At 70.3% G+C, this 18,009-nt stretch carries 16 protein-coding genes and 1 riboswitch; of the genes, 6 read left to right on the top strand and 10 right to left on the bottom strand.

The genetic code is table 11. From position 1 onward, the window contains the following. Window positions 1-68: 68 nt before the first annotated feature. Window positions 69-1,508 carry a gamma-aminobutyraldehyde dehydrogenase gene (locus MTF65_RS21780; protein ID WP_243630568.1) on the bottom strand — a complete coding sequence of 480 codons (1,440 nt, stop codon included), beginning with the start codon at window positions 1,506-1,508 and terminating at the stop codon, window positions 69-71. Between the two features lie 169 nt (window positions 1,509-1,677). Here MTF65_RS21780 and MTF65_RS21775 point away from each other — a divergent pair, with 169 nt between their 5' ends. The 6 genes from MTF65_RS21775 (at window position 1,678) to MTF65_RS21750 (ending at window position 7,784) form a co-directional block, all read left to right on the top strand. Then, window positions 1,678-2,181, top strand: a complete 504-nt coding sequence (locus MTF65_RS21775) for an Lrp/AsnC family transcriptional regulator (RefSeq protein WP_243630567.1) — start codon at window positions 1,678-1,680, stop codon at window positions 2,179-2,181. A 3-nt stretch (window positions 2,182-2,184) separates the two neighbouring features. Further along, window positions 2,185-3,546, top strand: a complete 1,362-nt coding sequence (locus MTF65_RS21770; RefSeq protein ID WP_308407199.1) for an aspartate aminotransferase family protein — start codon at window positions 2,185-2,187, stop codon at window positions 3,544-3,546. A gap of 198 nt (window positions 3,547-3,744) precedes the next feature. Then, the gene (locus MTF65_RS21765; RefSeq protein WP_243630566.1) at window positions 3,745-4,569 is read left to right on the top strand and encodes an ABC transporter ATP-binding protein; all 825 of its coding nucleotides are present in this window, start codon (window positions 3,745-3,747) and stop codon (window positions 4,567-4,569) included. Further along, the gene (locus tag MTF65_RS21760) at window positions 4,551-5,624 is read left to right on the top strand and encodes a hypothetical protein (RefSeq protein WP_243630565.1); all 1,074 of its coding nucleotides are present in this window, start codon (window positions 4,551-4,553) and stop codon (window positions 5,622-5,624) included. Before MTF65_RS21765 ends, MTF65_RS21760 begins: the two co-directional genes overlap by 19 nt. A gap of 26 nt (window positions 5,625-5,650) precedes the next feature. Further along, a complete protein-coding gene (locus MTF65_RS21755; protein ID WP_243630564.1) occupies window positions 5,651-6,784 on the top strand; it encodes an LOG family protein in 1,134 nt (377 codons plus the stop codon). 94 nt (window positions 6,785-6,878) lie between these two features. Further along, window positions 6,879-7,784: a hypothetical protein gene (locus MTF65_RS21750; RefSeq protein WP_243630563.1), complete on the top strand. Its 906-nt coding sequence runs from the start codon at window positions 6,879-6,881 to the stop codon at window positions 7,782-7,784. A 150-nt stretch (window positions 7,785-7,934) separates the two neighbouring features. On the opposite strand, the gene MTF65_RS21745 is transcribed toward MTF65_RS21750, so the two are convergent. From MTF65_RS21745 to rpsB, 9 genes are all read right to left on the bottom strand, one after another. Beyond that, window positions 7,935-8,957, bottom strand: coding sequence for an ABC transporter ATP-binding protein (locus tag MTF65_RS21745; RefSeq protein ID WP_243630562.1), 1,023 nt, complete (start codon window positions 8,955-8,957; stop codon window positions 7,935-7,937). Then, entirely contained in the window at window positions 8,957-10,573 is a 1,617-nt protein-coding gene (locus MTF65_RS21740) for an iron ABC transporter permease (RefSeq protein ID WP_243630561.1), read from the bottom strand. Before MTF65_RS21740 ends, MTF65_RS21745 begins: the two co-directional genes overlap by 1 nt. 53 nt (window positions 10,574-10,626) lie before the next feature. Then, entirely contained in the window at window positions 10,627-11,733 is a 1,107-nt protein-coding gene (locus tag MTF65_RS21735; protein WP_243630560.1) for a thiamine ABC transporter substrate binding subunit, read from the bottom strand. 85 nt (window positions 11,734-11,818) lie between these two features. Beyond that, a riboswitch (TPP riboswitch) is annotated at window positions 11,819-11,928 on the bottom strand. Between the two features lie 56 nt (window positions 11,929-11,984). Further along, a complete protein-coding gene (rlmN, locus tag MTF65_RS21730; protein ID WP_243630559.1) occupies window positions 11,985-13,094 on the bottom strand; it encodes a 23S rRNA (adenine(2503)-C(2))-methyltransferase RlmN in 1,110 nt (369 codons plus the stop codon). A gap of 191 nt (window positions 13,095-13,285) precedes the next feature. Then, entirely contained in the window at window positions 13,286-14,365 is a 1,080-nt protein-coding gene (locus MTF65_RS21725) for a phosphatidate cytidylyltransferase (protein WP_243630558.1), read from the bottom strand. After that, entirely contained in the window at window positions 14,365-14,922 is a 558-nt protein-coding gene (gene frr / locus MTF65_RS21720; RefSeq protein ID WP_243630638.1) for a ribosome recycling factor, read from the bottom strand. The genes MTF65_RS21725 and frr overlap by 1 nt, the downstream gene beginning before the upstream one ends. Before the next feature lie 79 nt (window positions 14,923-15,001). Then, a complete protein-coding gene (pyrH, locus tag MTF65_RS21715) occupies window positions 15,002-15,781 on the bottom strand; it encodes a UMP kinase (RefSeq protein WP_243630557.1) in 780 nt (259 codons plus the stop codon). Window positions 15,782-15,943: 162 nt separating this feature from the next. Next, window positions 15,944-16,780, bottom strand: coding sequence for a translation elongation factor Ts (gene tsf / locus MTF65_RS21710; RefSeq protein ID WP_243630556.1), 837 nt, complete (start codon window positions 16,778-16,780; stop codon window positions 15,944-15,946). Between the two features lie 135 nt (window positions 16,781-16,915). Then, window positions 16,916-17,854, bottom strand: coding sequence for a 30S ribosomal protein S2 (gene rpsB / locus MTF65_RS21705; protein WP_243630555.1), 939 nt, complete (start codon window positions 17,852-17,854; stop codon window positions 16,916-16,918). Window positions 17,855-18,009 lie beyond the last annotated feature (155 nt).

Raw genomic sequence — 18,009 nt, 5'->3', positions numbered from 1 at the left:
CAATAGACATGTTGTCTACCGCCCGCCCCCGTCAGCGCTGAGTTGTGCTGTGCCGTGATCGGCGAGGGTCAGCCGTCGAGCGAGGTCATCACGTGCTTGATGCGCGTGTAGTCCTCGAAGCCGTAGGCGGAGAGGTCCTTGCCGTAGCCGGACTTCTTGAAGCCGCCGTGGGGCATCTCGGCGACGAGCGGGATGTGGGTGTTGATCCACACGCAGCCGAAGTCGAGGTTCTTGGACATGCGCATCGCGCGGCCGTGGTTCTTGGTCCACACCGAGGAGGCGAGGGCGAACTCGACGCCGTTCGCGTACTCCAGGGCCTGGGCCTCGTCCGTGAAGGACTGGACGGTGATGACGGGGCCGAAGACCTCGTTCTGGATGATCTCGTCGTCCTGCTTCAGGCCGGAGACCACGGTCGGGGCGTAGAAGTAGCCCTTCTCGCCGACCCGGTGGCCGCCCGCCTCGACCTTGGCGTGCGCGGGGAGGCGCTCGATGAAGCCCGCGACCTGCTTGAGCTGGTTCGGGTTGTTCAACGGGCCGTACAGCACGTCCTCGTCGTCCGGCTGGCCGGTCTTGGTGTCGGCCGCGGCCTTGGCGAGCGCGCTCACGAACTCGTCGTGGATCGACTCGTGCACGAGCACGCGGGTGGCGGCGGTGCAGTCCTGGCCGGCGTTGAAGTAGCCGGCGACGGCGATGCCCTCGACGGCCTTGGCGATGTCGGCGTCCTCGAAGACGACGACCGGGGCTTTGCCGCCGAGCTCCAGGTGGACGCGCTTGACGTCCTTGGAGGCGCTCTCGGCGACCTGCATGCCCGCGCGCACCGAGCCGGTGATGGAGGCCATCGCCGGGGTGGAGTGCTCGACCATGGCCTGGCCGGTCTCACGGTCGCCGCAGATGACGTTGAAGACGCCCTTGGGCAGGATCGAGTCGATGATCTCGGCCATCAGGACGGTGGAGGCCGGGGTGGTGTCCGAGGGCTTGAGCACGACGGTGTTGCCCGCCGCGATCGCCGGGGCGAACTTCCAGACGGCCATCATCATCGGGTAGTTCCAGGGCGCGACCTGGGCGCAGACGCCGATCGGCTCGCGGCGGACGATCGAGGTCATCCCGTCCATGTACTCGCCGGCCGAGCGGCCTTCGAGCAGGCGGGCGGCGCCCGCGAAGAAGCGGAGCTGGTCCACCATCGGCGGCAGCTCCTCGCTGGCCGTGAGGCCCAGCGGCTTGCCGGTGTTCTCCGACTCGGCCGCGACGAGTTCGTCCGCGCGCGCCTCGAAGGCGTCCGCGATCTTGAGCAGCGCCTTCTGCCGCTCCGAGGGCGTGGTGTCGCGCCACGCCGGGAAGGCGGCGGCGGCCGCGGCCATGGCCGCGTCGACGTCGGCCTGGCCGGACAGCGGAGCCGTGGCGTACGCCTCGCCGGTGGCGGGGTTGACCACCTCGGTGGTCCGCCCGTCGGCGGCGTCCTTGAACTCCCCGCCGATGTAGTTGCGCAGCCGACGCAGTTCGGTGGTCACTACAGCCACTCTCCTGATCACATGTCCAACGATTGAGACGAATCCCAAGCCTAGCCCCTCGGCGGACGCTTTCGACAGGGCCACACGCCACGAACTACGAAATCAGTGAGATCTAAGTCTTCAAACAACGGATTTCATCGATTCCGTCTTGCGGAACAGACGACTCCTCGTGCAAAGTGAGGGTGTGGTCAGTCGAAGCGCAGATTCCAGGAACAGACAACCGTCCCCTTCGGTCGATGCTGTGTCCTTGGCGATCATCGAGCAACTGCAGGAGGACGGACGCCGTCCCTACGCGGCGATCGGAAAGGCCGTCGGCCTGTCCGAAGCCGCTGTACGCCAGCGCGTGCAGAAGCTGCTCGACCAGGGCGTCATGCAGATCGTCGCCGTCACCGACCCGCTCACCGTGGGCCTGCGGCGCCAGGCGATGGTCGGCATCAACGTCGAGGGAGACCTCGACCCCGTGGCGGACGCGTTGACCGCGATGGCCGAGTGCGAGTACGTGGTGATGACCGCGGGCTCGTTCGACCTGATGGTGGAGATCGTCTGCGAGGACGACGACCACCTGCTCGACACGATCAACAAGAAGATCCGCGCGCTCCCCGGCGTGCGATCCACCGAAAGCTTCGTTTACCTGAAGCTGAAGAAGCAGACCTACATGTGGGGAACTCGATAGCCCGTGAGCCAGGACCTCTCCAAGACCGCCTACGACCACCTGTGGATGCACTTCACCCGCATGTCGTCGTACGAGAACTCGCCCGTCCCCACCATCGTGCGGGGTGAGGGCACCTACATCTTCGACGACAAGGGCAAGCGCTACCTGGACGGTCTCGCCGGACTGTTCGTGGTCAACGCCGGTCACGGCCGCAAGGAACTGGCCGAGGTCGCCTACAAGCAGGCGCAGGAACTCGCGTTCTTCCCCATTTGGTCGTACGCGCACCCCAAGGCCGTCGAGCTCGCCGAGCGTCTCGCCGACTACGCCCCGGGCGACCTGAACAAGGTCTTCTTCACCACCGGTGGCGGCGAGGCCGTCGAGACCGCCTGGAAGCTCGCCAAGCAGTACTTCAAGCTGCAGGGCAAGCACACCAAGTACAAGGTCATCTCGCGTGCGGTCGCCTACCACGGCACCCCGCAGGGCGCCCTGTCCATCACCGGCCTGCCGGCCCTGAAGGCCCCCTTCGAGCCGCTGGTCCCCGGCGCGCACAAGGTGGTCAACACCAACATCTACCGCGCCCCGATCTACGGCGACGACCCCGAGGCCTACGGCCGCTGGTGCGCCGACCAGATCGAGCAGGAGATCCTGTTCGAGGGCGCCGACACCGTCGCCGCCGTCTTCCTGGAGCCGGTGCAGAACGCCGGCGGCTGCTTCCCGCCGCCGCCCGGCTACTTCCAGCGGGTCCGCGAGATCTGCGACGAGTACGACGTGCTCCTCGTCTCCGACGAGACGATCTGCGCCTTCGGCCGCCTCGGCACGATGTTCGCCTGCGACAAGTTCGACTACGTGCCGGACATGATCACCTGCGCCAAGGGCATGACCTCGGGCTACTCCCCGATCGGTGCCTGCATCATCTCGGACAGGCTCGCCGAGCCGTTCTACAAGGGCGACAACACCTTCCTGCACGGCTACACCTTCGGCGGACACCCGGTGTCCTCTGCGGTGGCCCTGGCCAACCTCGACATCTTCGACAAGGAAGGCCTGAACCAGCACGTGCTGGACCAGGAGGGCAACTTCTTCAACACCCTGAAGAAGCTGCACGACCTGCCGATCGTCGGCGACGTCCGCGGCAACGGCTTCTTCTACGGCATCGAGCTCGTGAAGGACAAGGTCACCAAGGAGTCCTTCACGGACGAGGAGACCGAGCGCGTGCTCTACGGCTTCCTCTCCAAGGCGCTCTTCGAGAACGGCCTGTACTGCCGGGCCGACGACCGCGGTGACCCGGTCATCCAGCTGGCCCCGCCGCTGATCGCGGACCAGGGCACCTTCGACGAGATCGAGGGGATCCTGCGCTCGGTGCTCACCGAGGCGTGGACCAAGCTCTGAGCCGGACCAAGCTCTGAGCCGAGCGGCGCCCGGGCCGTAAAGAGTCCGGCCACACGGCCCGGATCACCCGTTCGAGTGAGAACGCGGGGGTCCGGGCCGTGTGCTGTCACCATCCAAGAGGTTCATCTCTTTACATCTCCTTGCGGCGCCAGTGACTGAACGGGCTCCGCTTCGTTCCCCCGGACGGAGGTGTACGCCATGGTGGCTCCACCGGACAATGCCCAGCCTGACAAAGCCCCGCCGCAAGATGATCTGCTCTGGGCGCGGTCCCTTCATTACTCCCACAGCGGTTCGCCCGGCCTCTTCGGGATCTCGGTCGGCGTCCGCCAGGGCGAGATCCTGGCCTTGACGGGCCCGCGCGGCAGCGGCAAGACCACCCTGCTGCGCTGCCTTTCCGGGCAGCTGGTGGCCGAGCAGGGCGAGGTCTGGTTCAACAGCGTGCCCGTGCACACCATGGGCGCGCTGGCCCGCGAGCGGCTGCGCCGCGACCGCTTCGGCTGGATCGGCCCCGAGCCCCGGCTGCTGCCCGAGCTCAAGGTCTGGGAGAACGCGGCGCTGCCGCTGCTCATCGCCGGCGCCTCGCACCGCGCCGCCAAGACCTCCGCCTGCGAATGGCTGGACCGCCTCGACATCGGCGGCTTCGCCCACAACCGCCCCGGCGCCCTCACCTGGGCCGAGTCACAGCGGGTCGCCCTGGCGCGGGCCCTGGTCAACGAGCCCGCCGTCATCTTCGCCGACGAGCCGACCGCCCCGCTGCACCGCGCCGAGCGCGCCCTGCTCATGCGCACGCTGACCACCGCTGCCCGCTCGCACGAGATCACCGTGCTGCTGGCGACCCACGACGAGGAAACCGCGGCCGTCGCCGACCGCCGGATCGACCTGGTCGACGGCCGGCCCGCCGGGACCGCGGCCGCCACCGCTGCCACAGCCACAGCCGCCGCCTCCGTCGCGTCCGGCTCCCCCTCCGCCTCCGCCTCCGCCGAGACCCCGGAGGACAACGCCGCGTGCTCGCTCTCCGCCTAGCCCGCGGCTCCCGGCCGCTCGTCCAGCTGCGCAGGCTGCTGGTCGCGGCCGCCTCGGCAGGTACCGGATTCCTGCTGCTGTACGTCCTCGCGGAGGCGACCGCCCGCCCCGCCGGATCGTTCCCGCAGCTGCTCTGGGCCCTGGTGCCCCTCGCCGCCACTGTGCAGTTCGCGGTCGCCGTGGCCCGCGCCGACCCCGCGACCCGGCCCCGGGAGGGGCTGGACGCGGTCGGGCTGGGACCCGTTCGGCTCACCCTCGTCGCCGCGATTTCCACGGCCGTCGCGTGCGCCCTGGGCAGCGCGCTCGCGCTGGCCGCCTTCCTTCATCTACGGGGCGACCTCACCGGCCTGCCCTTCGACGGCGCCGCGGCCACGCTCCTGCACGCCGAACGGCCGCTCCCCGTGGCGGCCGCCCTCACCCTGCTGGCCCTGATCCCGCTGGCCGCCTCCGCCGCCACCGCCCTCGCCCTGCGGCCGCACCCGCCGCTGTCCCCGCAGGCCGGGCTCCCGTGGGGCATCGCCCTCACGGCGTGCGGGCTCGCCGTAGAAGCGGCCTTCGGTCACGGCAGCGCGGGCATGGCGGCCGGCTGGTCCCTGACCGCGGCCGGGCTCGGCCTCGCCGGACCGGGCCTGGCCTACGCCTGCGGAGCCCTGGTGCAGGCAGTGCGCCCGGGAGCGCTGCGACTCCTCGCCGGCCGGCCCCTCCAGGAGGAGGCCACCCGGCTGGGCCGCCCCCTCGGGGTGCTGTGCGCGGTCGTCGCGGGCGCCCTCACCGCGGCGGCGTTGCAAGGCCGGGCAGCCGAGCTCCTCCCGCTGGGCCCGCTGACGGGACCCGCCGCCGTACAGGTGGCGCTGTGCGCGGCCGCGACGCTGCTCACCTCCGCGGTGGAGGCCCGGCAGGCCCGCTCCGCCACCCGGGAGACCCTGATCGACCTGGGAACCCCGAGCGCGGTCCTGCGTACCGCGGCCACGTTGCGGGCGACCGCGCTGGTCGTCGTATGCGTACCGCTCAGCTGGGGTGTGGCACAGCTGACGTCGCTGGCGTTGACCCGCTGACACGGCCAGCCCTTAGGGTGGGCCGAATGGTCAACGCAGACATCGAGATCGAGACGCTCGCCGAATTCGACCAGGTCGTGGCCCGCGGTTCGCTCAGCGGCTACCGGATCCAGTCGGTCAACCTGCTGGACCGGACCTTCGCGCTGCTGTCCGCCGACACCTCCGCCGCCGTGTTCCTGGGCTGCGCGATGGAGCCCGACGCCTCGGTGAAGGTCCGCGCGGACGGCGCGCTCGTCTTCCCGCCGGTGCCCGACCTGCCGTTCGATCCGTACCGAGGGCTCCTCTACACGGCCGACGAGCTGTTCACGGGGCTGTCCGGCGGATACGAGGCCACCCCGGACGCCCAGGCCTACGCCTGGTTCCAGGAGACCAAGGCGGACGGCGACGTCTTCTCCTCGATGCTCCGCTCCCTCCACGACGACGCCATCTCCGACGCCCTCGACGAACACCTCCTGGACGCCCGGGTGGTGGGCGTGATGGGCGGCCACGCCATGGCGCGCGGCGGTACGGAGTACCGGGGCGCCGCGGAACTCGGCCGGGCTCTGACGCGGTCGGGGCTGACCGTCGCCACCGGCGGCGGCCCGGGCGCGATGGAGGCCGCGAACCTCGGCGCGTACCTGGCCGCCGCCCCGGACGAGGCCCTTCCGGAAGCGCTGGAACTGCTGTCCAAGGCCCCGTCCTTCGCTCCCTCGGTGTCCGACTGGGCGCGGGCGGCCTTCGCCGTACGGGAGCGCTGGCCGGCCGGCGGTGACTCGGTGGGCATCCCGACCTGGTTCTACGGGCACGAGCCGCCGAACGCCTTCGCGGGCCACGTCGCCAAGTACTTCGCCAACGCCACCCGGGAGGACGGGCTGTTGGCCCGGTCCACCGCGGGCGTGGTCTTCCTGCCGGGCGCGGCGGGCACGGTGCAGGAGATCTTCGACAACGCGACCCCGAACTACTACGCGTCGCGCGGCGAGCCGACCCCGATGGTGCTGGTCGGGCGCCACCACTGGACCGGTCATCTGCCGGCCTGGCCGCTGCTCCGGGCACTGGCGCGCGACCGGGGCATGGAGTCCCGGATCGCGCTGGTCGACTCGGTGGACGAGGTCCCCGACGCGCTCGCGGCCATGGGCCGGGCGGAACAAGAGCGGAACACGAGCGGTATGAGAGCGCAATGAGACGAGCCCGAGGGGCCGGAGAGGCAACTTCCCGGCCGTTTCACACGTCTGCAAGAGGTACCGCAAAACCTGCCAGACGTGAACGGAGCCTTCTGTGCTCATAGGCCTGCTGACCGCTGTCGCGGCGTCCATCTGCTACGGCACGGGATCCGTCCTGCAAGCCGTGGGCTCCCGCCGGGCGGCCCGGATGTCCCCGGCCGCCGCCGGGGTGACCCAGCACGGCGGACCGAACCTGTCCTCCACCGCGAAGGCGGCGATGACCTGGGAGTTCATCGTCGGCACAATCCTCGACTTCGTGGGCTTCGGCCTCGGAGCGCTCGCGGCCCGGCTGCTCCCGCTCTTCCTCTCCCAGACGGTGATCAGCGCCAACCTGGTGATCACGGCCGTGCTGAGCGTGAAGATGCTGGGCATCCGGCTGACCCGCAAGGAGTGGACCTCCATCGGGGTCGTCTGCGCTGCGCTGGTGCTGCTGGCCACGGCCGCGGGCCACGAGGGCGGCCACCACGCCCCGATGTCCACCCACTGGTGGCTGTTCGGTGTGACGCTGCTGATCATCGTGGGCGGCACGGTGGCCGTACGGTTCCTCGGCGCCCGGGCGGCGATCCTGGCGGGCCTGCTGTCGGGCCTGGCCTTCGGCGCACTCGGCGTCGGCGTGCGCATCCTCGACGGTGTCGAGCCCTTCGACCTGGGCGCGCTGCTGGCCGACCCGGCCCTCTACGCCATCCTGCTGGCGGGTACCGGCGGCATGTACCTGCACACCGTCGCCCTCCAGATCGGCTCGGTCAACGGCGCGACGGCGGCCCTGGTCGTCGGCGAGACGGTGCTGCCGGGCGCGATCGGCGTGCTCTGGCTCGGCGACGCCTCCCGGCCGGGCCTGGCCTGGCTGGCCGTCCTCGGCTTCGTCCTGGCGGTGACCGGTGCGGTCGCGGTCGCCTGGTACGGCAACCACGACGGCGCCGACGCCCCGGCCGACACCCCGGAGCCGGTCCCGGTCCGCTGATACCGCGGCCGGGCGGGGCCCGGCGGGGCCGGATGGGGCGGCCTATGGTGGAGCAGTGGATCACCGTCGCGACCGCCTGGCGCCGGCGTGCTTCGTGGCCGTTCTCGTTCGAGGGCGACGGCGCGGGCGCCGGCGGCGACCGCGGCGGGCCTACGCCGCCGGGAGGACGACCACCTCGTCCGGCGTGAAGGACACCGCGACCCGGTCGCCCACCGCCGGCGCCCCGGCCAGATCGCACTCGGCCTCCAGCACCGGCCCCGCCTCCGGACGGAGCAGCAGCGCCACATGCGTTCCGCGGAAGGTGCGCGAGAGTACCTCGCAGCCGAGGCCGGCCGCCGCGAGCACCACGCCCGCCGGCCGGATCAGGAGCAGCCGCTCCCCCTCCGCGGACCCGGCCGGCACCGGGACCTTGCCCCACGCGGTCGCGGCGGCCCCGCCCGACACCGTCGCCGGGACCACGTTCTCGAACCCGAGGAACCGGGCGACGAACTCCGAGGCCGGCCGCCGCCACACGTCCAGCGGGGTTCCCGCCTGCGCGATCCGCCCCTCCCGCATCACCACCACCCGGTCGGCCAGCGCGAACGCCTCCCCCTGATCGTGCGTGACCGCCAGCACCGTCGTCCCCAGCCGGGAGAACAGCTCCCGCAACTCCACGACCAGCCGCTCCCGCAGCCTGCGGTCCAGCTGCCCCAGCGGTTCGTCCAGCATCAGCAGCCGGGGGGACGGCGCCAGCGCCCGGGCCAGCGCCACCCGTTGCTGCTCCCCGCCCGAGAGCGAGGCCACCGCCCGGCGCTGGGCGCCGGGGAGCCCGACCAGCTCCAGCAACTCCGCGACCTGGGCCTCGTAGGCTCCGCGCGAAGAGCCGCGCATCCGGAGCCCGAAGGCGACGTTCCCGCCGACGTCCCGGTGCGGGAACAGCTGGTGGTCCTGGAACATCAGGCCCACCTCCCGGCGGTGGACCGGCACCCTGGCCTGGTCGGCGCCGCCGAGCAGCACCCGGCCGCACGAGAGCGGCTGGAGTCCGGCCACCACCCGCAGCAGCGTGGACTTTCCGCTCCCGCTGGGCCCGAGGACGCACACGATCTCGTGCTCGGCGACCTCCAGATCCACGGCGTCCACGACCGCGCGCTCCCCGAAGCGGACCGACACGTCCTCCAGCCGAAGCAGCGTCATCAGAACTCTCCCGAGGTCTTGTCGGATCGCAGTCGCTCCAGCACCAGCAGGGACACCGCGCACACCAGCATCAAAATCGTGCTCAGGGCCATCGCCTGCCCGTAGTTCATCTCTCCGGCCCGCCCCAGCAGCCGTGCCACGGCCACCGGCAGGGTCGGACGGTCCGGCCGCGCGATGAAGACGGTCGCCCCGAACTCCCCCAGCGAGACCGCGAACGCGAACCCGGCCGCGATCAGCAGCGCCCGCCGCACCAGCGGCAGATCCACCTCCCGCCACGCCCGCAGCGGCGACGCGCCGAGCACCGCGGCCGCCTCCCGCAGCCGCGCGTCCACCGCGCGCAGCACCGGCAGCATCGTCCGTACGACGAACGGCACACCGACCAGCGCCTGCGCGAGCGGCACCAGGATCCAGGAGGTCCGCAGGTCGAGCGGCGGCTCGTCGAGGGTGATCAGGAACCCGAAGCCGACCGTCACCGCCGACACCCCCAGCGGGAGCATCAGCAGCGCGTCGAAACCGCGGACGAACCGTCCGGCGCGCCGCGTCAGCGCCGCGGCCGCGAGCCCTCCGATGACCAGGGCGATGGCGGTGGCGGCCAGCGCGTACTGGAGGGAGTTCCAGATCGCCTCCAGCGGCGGTACGAGAAACGTTCCGCCGCCCGCGCCCACCTCCTGGAGCGCCCGGTAGAAACCGAACCCGTACCCGCCGGGCGCGTCGAAGGACCGCTCCACCAGCACCCCCAGCGGGGCCACGATCAGCAGAGCCACCGTCAGCAGCACCCCGCCCAGCAGCGAGCGCTGCGCCCAGCCGCGCGGCGGGTGCGCCGTCCGCGACGGGTCCACCAGGCGGAGCGCGGTGTCCCGCTTGCGTACGGTCCAGGCGTGCACGGCGAGGACCCCGCCGAGCGCGGCGAACTGCGTCATCGTCAGCACGGCGGCCGTCGGCAGGTCCAGCAGCTGCGCCGTCTGCCGGTAGACCTCCACCTCCAGGGTGGAGTACGCGGGCCCGCCCAGGATCTGCACGACGCCGAAGGAGCTGAAGGTGAACAGGAACACCATCAGCGAGGCGGCGGCCACCGCCTGCGCGAGCGCGGGCAGCGTCACCCGCCGCCACGCGCCGAACCGCCCGGCGCCCAGCACCCGGGCGGCCTCCTCCTGGCGCGGGTCCAGCTGCGCCCACAGACCGCCGACCGTCCGTACGACCACGGCGTAGTTGAAGAAGACGTGCGCGAGCAGGATCGCCCACACCGTGGTGTCGAGCCGGACGCCCCCCACCTCGTCCAGCAGCCCGCCCCGTCCGACCAGCGCCAGGAAGGCGGTGCCGACGACCACGCTCGGCAGCACGAACGGAACGGTGACCACCGCCCGCAGCACCTGCTTGCCGGGGAACTCGAAGCGCGCGAACACGTACGCGCCGGGGAGCGCGATCAGCAGCGTGAGCGCCGTCGACGCGAGCGCCTGCCAGGTGGTGAACCAGAGCACGTCGGCGATGTCGGGGCGGGCCAGCACCTCGCCGATCCGGCCGAACTGCCAGCCCGCGTCGGTCTTGAGCCCGCGCCCGACGATCGCGGTGACGGGGTAGGCGAAGAACAGCCCGAAGAAGGCGAGCGGAACCGCCATCAGAGCGAGTCTGACGGCTGTCGCCCGCGCCCCCTCCTTCGGGCTCTCCCGTACTACTTCACGACGAGCGAGGACCATGCCTTGACCCACTGGTCACGGTTCTTGGCGATGGTCTCGGGAGCCACGCTCTCCGGCTTCTCGACCACCACGCCGTGCTTCGTGAACAGCTCCGGCAGCTTCGCGTCCTCGACCACCGGGTTCACGAACATCTGGAGCGGCATGTCCTCCTGGAACTTCTTGCCGATCAGGAAGTCCAGGAGCGCCTTGCCGCCCTCCCCGTTCTTCGCGCCCTTGAGCAGGCCCGCGAACTCGACCTGGCGGAAGCAGGTGCCGGTGGCGACGCCCGTGGGGGCCTCGGCCGGCTGCGGGTCGGCGTACAGCACCTCGACGGGCGGGCTGGAGGCGTAGGAGACGACCAGCGGGCGGTCACCCTTGGCCTTCTTGCCGCCCGCGGAGCCGGAGAAGCGCTCGTTGTACGCCTGCTCCCAGCCGTCGACGACCTCGACGCCGTTGGCCTTGAGCTTGCTCCAGTAGTCCTTCCAGCCTTCCTCGCCGTACTTGCCGACGGAGGCGAGCAGGAAGCCGAGGCCGGGCGAGGAGGTCGCGGCGTTCTCGGTGACCAGCAGGTTCTTGTACTCCGGCTTGATCAGGTCGTCCAGCGTCTGCGGCGGGGCGATCTTCTTGTCGGCGAAGTACTGCTTGTCGTAGTTGACGCAGATGTCGCCGGAGTCGACCGGGGTGACCCGGTGCTCCTTGTCGAGCACGTACTCCGGCTTCACCTCGCCGAGGCCCTTGGCCTCGTACGGCGTGAAGATGCCGTTGTCGAGGGCGCGCGAGAGGAGGGTGTTGTCCACACCGAAGAAGACGTCGCCGCGCGGCGAGCCCTTGGTGAGGATCTCCTGGTTCAGCGCCGCGCCGGCGTCCCCGGACTTCAGCACCTTCACGGTGTAGCCGCTCTGCTGCTCGAACTCCTTGAGGACCGGCTCGCTCACGACGAAGGAGTCGTGGGAGACGAGCGTGACGGTCTTGGACTTCGGCGACGCGTCGCTCGCGTCCGCCGCCTTGTCCTTGGCGTCTCCGCCGCCGCCACAGGCGCTGAGCGTGGTGACGCCGAGCGCGGTCGCGAGCAGGGCGCCCGCGAACTTCCTGGTGGTGCTCACTGGTGAATTCCTCCTGGGATGTCCAGGAGAAGACGCGGCCCCGCCCGGCGCTCAGTAGGAGCGGTCGCCGGGCAGGGCGCAACAGCTTGAGTGGTGACCGAACTTCCTACCCCGAATGACCGGGGCGAGGTTCAGAGGGTCTGCGGATGACGGATACCGCACTCTCAGCGCTGTGGCGCTCCCCTGTCGGAATATGCAATTGGTTCGGCCACAGGGTACCCCGTGGCCGATCCGGCCCCAGAAGGCCGTGGCTAGCGCTCCGAGGCGGCCAGCTGGCCGCACGCGCCGTCGATCTCCTGGCCGCGCGTGTCCCGGACGGTGACGGGAACGCCGTGCCGGGCGATGGCCTCCACGAAGGCCCGCTCGTCCTCGGGGCGCGAGGCGGTCCACTTGGAGCCCGGGGTCGGGTTCAGCGGGATGAGGTTGACGTGCACGCGCTTGCCCTTGAGCAGCTTGCCGAGCAGGTCACCGCGCCAGGCCTGGTCGTTGATGTCGCGGATCAGGGCGTACTCGATGGAGATCCGGCGGCCGGACTTCTCCGCGTACTCCCAGGCCGCGTCCAGCACCTCGCGCACGTTCCACCGGGTGTTCACCGGCACCAGCGTGTCGCGCAGCTCGTCGTCCGGCGCGTGCAGCGAGACGGCCAGGCGGCACTTGAAGCCCTCGTCGGCGAAGCGCAGCATGGCCGGGACCAGGCCGACGGTGGACACGGTGATCCCGCGCTGCGACAGGCCCAGGCCGTCGGGCTCGGGGTCGGTGAGGCGGCGGATGGCTCCGACGACGCGGTTGTAGTTGGCGAGCGGCTCGCCCATGCCCATGAAGACGATGTTCGACAGCCGGGCCGGGCCGCCGGGGACCTCGCCGTCGCGCAGGGCGCGCATGCCGTCGACGATCTGGTGCACGATCTCAGCGGTGGACAGGTTCCGGTCCAGGCCGGCCTGGCCGGTGGCACAGAACGGGCAGTTCATGCCGCAGCCGGCCTGCGAGGAGATGCACATGGTGACCCGGTCGGGGTAGCGCATCAGCACGGACTCGACGAGCGTGCCGTCGTGCAGCTTCCACAGGGTCTTGCGGGTGGTGTCGTCGTCGCACGAGATGTGCCGGACGACGTTCATCAGGTCCGGGAGCAGCTCCTGCTGGAGCTTCTCGCGGGCGGCCGCGGGGATGTCCGTCCACTCGGCCGGGTCGTGCGCGTAGCGGGCGAAGTAGTGCTGCGAGAGCTGCTTGGCCCGGAACGGCTTCTCACCGATCGCGGCGACCGCCTCGCGGCGCTCGGCCGGCGTCAGGTCGGCGAGGTGCCGGGGTGGCTTCTTCGCTCCGCGGGGCGCGACGAAAGTGAGTTCTCCGGGACGGGGGGCCATGAGCGGGTACTCCTCAGTGGAACGAGGCCCGGGCGACCTCCGCGAGAGCGGAGCGACGGCAATGGCTCGACCGGAGCCAGGCGACCTCACAGGGTGACCCCGCTGTCGCGGGGCAGGAAAGGCGCGCCACTGCGAGTGGCGCGCCTTCCAGGATAACCCGGGCAGTTCAGCCCGTGCCCACACCAGCCGTGTCAGCCCGTGCCCACGAAACCGGCCAGCAGCAGCCACACGACCGGAGCGGTCGGCAGCAGGGAGTCGAGCCGGTCCATGATGCCGCCGTGCCCCGGCAGCAGCGTGCCCATGTCCTTGATGCCCAGGTCCCGCTTGATCATCGACTCGCCGAGGTCACCCAGGGTGGCGCTGACCGCGACCGCGAGGCCCAGCAGCAGGCCCTGCCACCAGGAGCCCCCGTCGATCATGAACTCCATGCAGAGCGCGCCCGCCGCCATCGCGAAGGCCACCGCGCCGAACAGCCCCTCGCGGGTCTTGCCGGGGCTGATGCGCGGCGCCAGCTTGGTCTTGCCGAAACGCCAGCCGACCGCGTAGGCCCCGGTATCGCTGACCACGGTCAGGACCAGGAAGGTGACCACCCGCTGCGGGCCGTCGTCGGCGGTGAGCAGCATCGCGACGAAGGTGGCCAGGAACGGCACGTAGAACGCCGCGAAGACGCCCGCCGTGACGTCCTTGAGGTAGTCCTCGGGCGGTTCGGTCATCCGCCAGACCAGCACCGCCAGCGCGGTCAGGGCCATGGCGACCCAGGCGCCCTCGGCCCCGCGGACGTATCCGGCGATGACCATCGCCGCGCCGCCTACCGCCAGCGGGACCAGCGGCGCCTTGATGCTCTTCTGCTCCTGGAGCCGGGAGGTGAGTTCCCACAGGCCCACGACGACCGCGACGACGATGACGCCGACGAAGACCGCCTTGACGATGAACAGGGAGGCAAAGATCACCGCGCCGAGGCCCACGCCGACCCCTATGGCGGCCCGCAGGTCCCGCCCGGCGCGCTTCTTCGGCGGCGGCGAGTCGTCCCGGGGTGCCTGCGAAGGCGGAGGCGGAGGCGGAGGGCTGGGCATGGGCTCCTGCGGCGGCGTCTCGTCGCGGAAGAGGGAGCCGCCGTCCGAGGCGGCTCCCCGATCGCGTGCTTCCCGGTCGTCGAAGTCACGGCCGGCGGCATCGGGCACGATGGGCATGGGCCGAGTGTGCGGGCCCACCAGCGCATCGTATGCGGGACCCGCCGGAACCGGCTCCGGCTGCCAGGAAGAGTCGTTCATCAGACTTCGAGGAGCTCGGCTTCCTTGTGCTTGAGCAGCTCGTCCACCTGCGCCACGTACTTGGCGGTGGTGTCGTCGAGCTCCTTCTCCGCGCGGCGCACCTCGTCCTCGCCGGCCTCCTTGTCCTTGACGAGCTTGTCAAGGGCGTCCTTCGCCTTGCGGCGGACGGAGCGGATGGAGACCTTGGAGTCCTCGGCCTTGTTCTTGGCGACCTTGATGTACTCCTTGCGGCGGTCCTGCGTCAGCTCGGGGAAGGTCACCCGGATGATGCGGCCGTCGTTGCTCGGGTTGACACCGAGGTCGGAGTCGCGGATGGCCTGCTCGATGTTGCGCAGCGCGGACGCGTCGAACGGCGTCACGATGGCCATGCGCGGCTCGGGAACCGCGAACGAGGCCAGCTGGTTGATGGGCGTGATGGCACCGTAGTAGTCCGCCACGATCTTGTTGAACATCGCCGGGTGCGCACGACCGGTACGGATCGCGGCGAAGTCCTCCTTCGCGACGACGACGGCCTTCTCCATCTTCTCCTCGGCTTCGAGGAGGATTTCTTCGATCACCACGTGCTCCTGCATGTCTTGAGTGGATGGTCCAGTCGGCCGGGGCGGGCCCGGTGGGCCGGGCCCGGCATCCGACTGCTCAGGCCCGGGTGCCCTGGTCGTTCACGAGCGTGCCGATCTTCTCACCCTTGACGGCGCGGGCGATATTGCCCTCGGCGAGCAGCTCGAACACGAGGATCGGCAGCTTGTTGTCACGGCACAGCGTGATGGCGGTGGCGTCGGCGACCTTGAGGTCGCGGGAGAGCACCTCGCTGTACTCCAGCGCGTCGAACTTGACCGCGTCCGGGTTCTTCTTCGGGTCGGAGTCATAGACCCCGTCGACACCGTTCTTGCCCATGAGCAGGGCCTCGGCGTCGATCTCCAGGGCACGCTGGGCGGCCGTGGTGTCGGTGGAGAAGTACGGCATGCCCATGCCGGCGCCGAAGATGACGACGCGCCCCTTCTCCAGGTGGCGCACGGCGCGCAGCGGGATGTACGGCTCCGCGACCTGGCCCATGGTGATGGCGGTCTGGACGCGGCTGGCGATGCCCTCCTTCTCCAGGAAGTCCTGGAGTGCGAGGCAGTTCATGACGGTGCCGAGCATGCCCATGTAGTCGGACCGGGCCCGGTCCATGCCGCGCTGCTGCAGCTCGGCGCCGCGGAAGAAGTTGCCGCCGCCGATGACGACCGCGATCTCCGCGCCGTCGCGGACCACGGCCGCGATCTCACGGGCGATGGCGTGCACGACGTCGGGATCGACACCCAGTCCGCCGCCTCCGGAGAAGGCCTCACCCGACAGCTTCAGCATGAAGCGCCGGCCCTTGTTCTCGTGGTCGTTCTTGTCGTCGGAAGCGGTGTGGGGGTCTACGCCCTGATTCATGGAGATCTCCTCGTGCACATACGAAGAAGGCCATTGCCGGTGGGTCCTCGCGGTTCCCTCTGCGGCAATGGCCTCCTCGTCAGATCTGCGGTCGTCCTGCGCGAGCGCGGACGACTGCTTCAGACCCTAGCGGGGTCCGGTGTCCGTCGCGTACGGACGGATTCAGATGCCGACCTTGATGCGCGAGAAGCGCGTCAGGGTGACACCGGCCTCGTCCAGAACCTTCTGGACGGACTTCTTGGCGTCCAGGGCGTACGCCTGGCCAAGGAGCGTGTTGTCCCTGAAGAAGCCGTTGACGCGACCCTCGACGATCTTCGGGAGCGCGGCCTCGGGCTTGCCCTCGGCGCGGGTGACCTCTTCGGCGACGCGGCGCTCGGACTCGACGACCTCGGCCGGGACGTCGTCCTTGGAGAGCCACTTCGGCGCGAACGCGGCGATGTGCTGCGCGACGCCGCGGGCGACCTCGGCGTTCTCCTTGTCGAGCTCGACGAGGACGCCGATCTGGTACGGCAGGTCGGGCATGGTGCGGTGCATGTACGCCGCGACGTAACCGCCGGTGAACTGCGTGAAGCGGTCCAGGACGATCTTCTCGCCGAGGTTGGCGTTGGCCTCGTCCACGAACGCCTGGACGGTCTTGCCGGGCTCGATCTCGGACGCGAGGAGCGCCTCGATGTCCGCCGGGGAGGTGGCGGCGACGTGCGCGGCCAGCTGGTTGGCGACGGCCTGGAACTTGTCACCCTTGGCGACGAAGTCCGTCTCGCACTTCAGCTCGACCAGAACACCGGAGGTGTTGTCGTCGCTGATCAGGGAGACGACGGCGCCGTTCTCGGCAGAACGGCCCTCGCGCTTGGCGACGCCCTTCTGACCCTTGATGCGCAGGGCCTCAACAGCCTTGTCGACGTCGCCGTCGGACTCGACCAGGGCCTTCTTGCAGTCCATCATGCCGGCGCCGGTGAGCTCGCGGAGCTTCTTGACGTCAGCGGCGGTGTAGTTCGCCATGAGTCTGTGATTCTCTCTCGAAGTCGTAGATCTACGGGTGAACGGTGGAGGAGGCGCGCTCGTGGCGCGGCTCCTCCACCGTCATCGTCCGTGCTGGGAGTGCCCGGCGCGTGAACGCCGGGCGCTCTCAGTGGGTCAGGCCTGCTCGGCGTCGGCGGCCGGAGCCTCGACGACCTCGGCGGCGGCCGGGGCCTCGGCCTCGGCGGCCGGGGTGACCTCGGCAGCGACCTCGGCGGCGGCGTCGGCGTCCACCTTGGCGGTGTCGACAACGGCGGCCGGGGCCTCGTCAGCCTTCTTGTCGCCCTCGAGCAGGTCGCGCTCCCACTCGGCGAGCGGCTCGGCGGCGGCCTTCTCGCCCGGCTTCGAGTCGCCGGTCGCGGCGCCGGAACGGGCGATGAGGCCCTCGGCGACAGCGTCGGCGATCACGCGGGTGAGCAGGGTGACGGAGCGGATCGCGTCGTCGTTGCCCGGGATCTTGTAGTCGACCTCGTCGGGGTCACAGTTGGTGTCGAGGATCGCGACGACCGGGATGTGGAGCTTGCGCGCCTCACCGACGGCGATGTGCTCCTTCTTGGTGTCGACGATCCAGACGGCGCTGGGGACCTTCGACATCTCGCGGATACCACCGAGGGTCTTCTCCAGCTTGGTCTTCTCGCGGGAGAGGACCAGGAGCTCCTTCTTGGTGAGACCCGAGGCGGCGACGTCCTCGAAGTCGATCGCCTCAAGCTCCTTCAGACGCTGAAGGCGCTTGTAGACGGTGGAGAAGTTGGTGAGCATGCCACCCAGCCAGCGCTGGTTGACGTACGGCATACCAACACGCGTCGCCTGCTCGGCGATGGCCTCCTGGGCCTGCTTCTTGGTACCGACGAACATGATGGAGCCACCGTGCGCGACGGTCTCCTTCACGAACTCGTAGGCGCGGTCGATGTACGACAGCGACTGGAGCAGGTCGATGATGTAGATGCCGTTGCGCTCCGTGAAGATGAAGCGCTTCATCTTCGGGTTCCAGCGACGGGTCTGGTGACCGAAGTGGACGCCGCTTTCCAGCAGCTCCCGCATCGTTACGACGGCCATGGCCATCTCCTTGGTTTCTCGGTTTTGGTTCCTGACGACCCAATGCACCCTGCCCCCGACGAGGGGACCGAGAGGCGCTGCCATGCGGCCTGACCGGCCGATGCTGGGGCGTGCGAAGTCGACCCGGTGACCCGGATCGCCACAAGAAGTGTACG

It is taken from the genome of Streptomyces sp. APSN-46.1, assembly GCF_022815725.1.
GTDB lineage: Bacteria > Actinomycetota > Actinomycetes > Streptomycetales > Streptomycetaceae > Streptomyces.
Note: the sequence above shows the minus strand (reverse complement) of the source record. Positions and strands in the feature narration are given on the sequence as shown.

Bases quoted from the DNA above. Each gene is read 5' to 3' on its own strand.
- MTF65_RS21765 (WP_243630566.1), top strand. From the start codon at position 3,745: ATGGTGGCTCCACCGGACAATGCCCAGCCTGACAAAGCCCCGCCGCAA.
- MTF65_RS21755 (WP_243630564.1), top strand. From the start codon at position 5,651: ATGGTCAACGCAGACATCGAGATCGAGACGCTCGCCGAATTCGACCAG.
- MTF65_RS21745 (WP_243630562.1), bottom strand. From the start codon at position 8,957: ATGACGCTGCTTCGGCTGGAGGACGTGTCGGTCCGCTTCGGGGAGCGC.
- MTF65_RS21740 (WP_243630561.1), bottom strand. From the start codon at position 10,573: ATGGCGGTTCCGCTCGCCTTCTTCGGGCTGTTCTTCGCCTACCCCGTC.
- rlmN (WP_243630559.1), bottom strand. From the start codon at position 13,094: ATGGCCCCCCGTCCCGGAGAACTCACTTTCGTCGCGCCCCGCGGAGCG.
- MTF65_RS21725 (WP_243630558.1), bottom strand. From the start codon at position 14,365: ATGAACGACTCTTCCTGGCAGCCGGAGCCGGTTCCGGCGGGTCCCGCA.
- pyrH (WP_243630557.1), bottom strand. From the start codon at position 15,781: ATGAATCAGGGCGTAGACCCCCACACCGCTTCCGACGACAAGAACGAC.
- tsf (WP_243630556.1), bottom strand. From the start codon at position 16,780: ATGGCGAACTACACCGCCGCTGACGTCAAGAAGCTCCGCGAGCTCACC.
- rpsB (WP_243630555.1), bottom strand. From the start codon at position 17,854: ATGGCCGTCGTAACGATGCGGGAGCTGCTGGAAAGCGGCGTCCACTTC.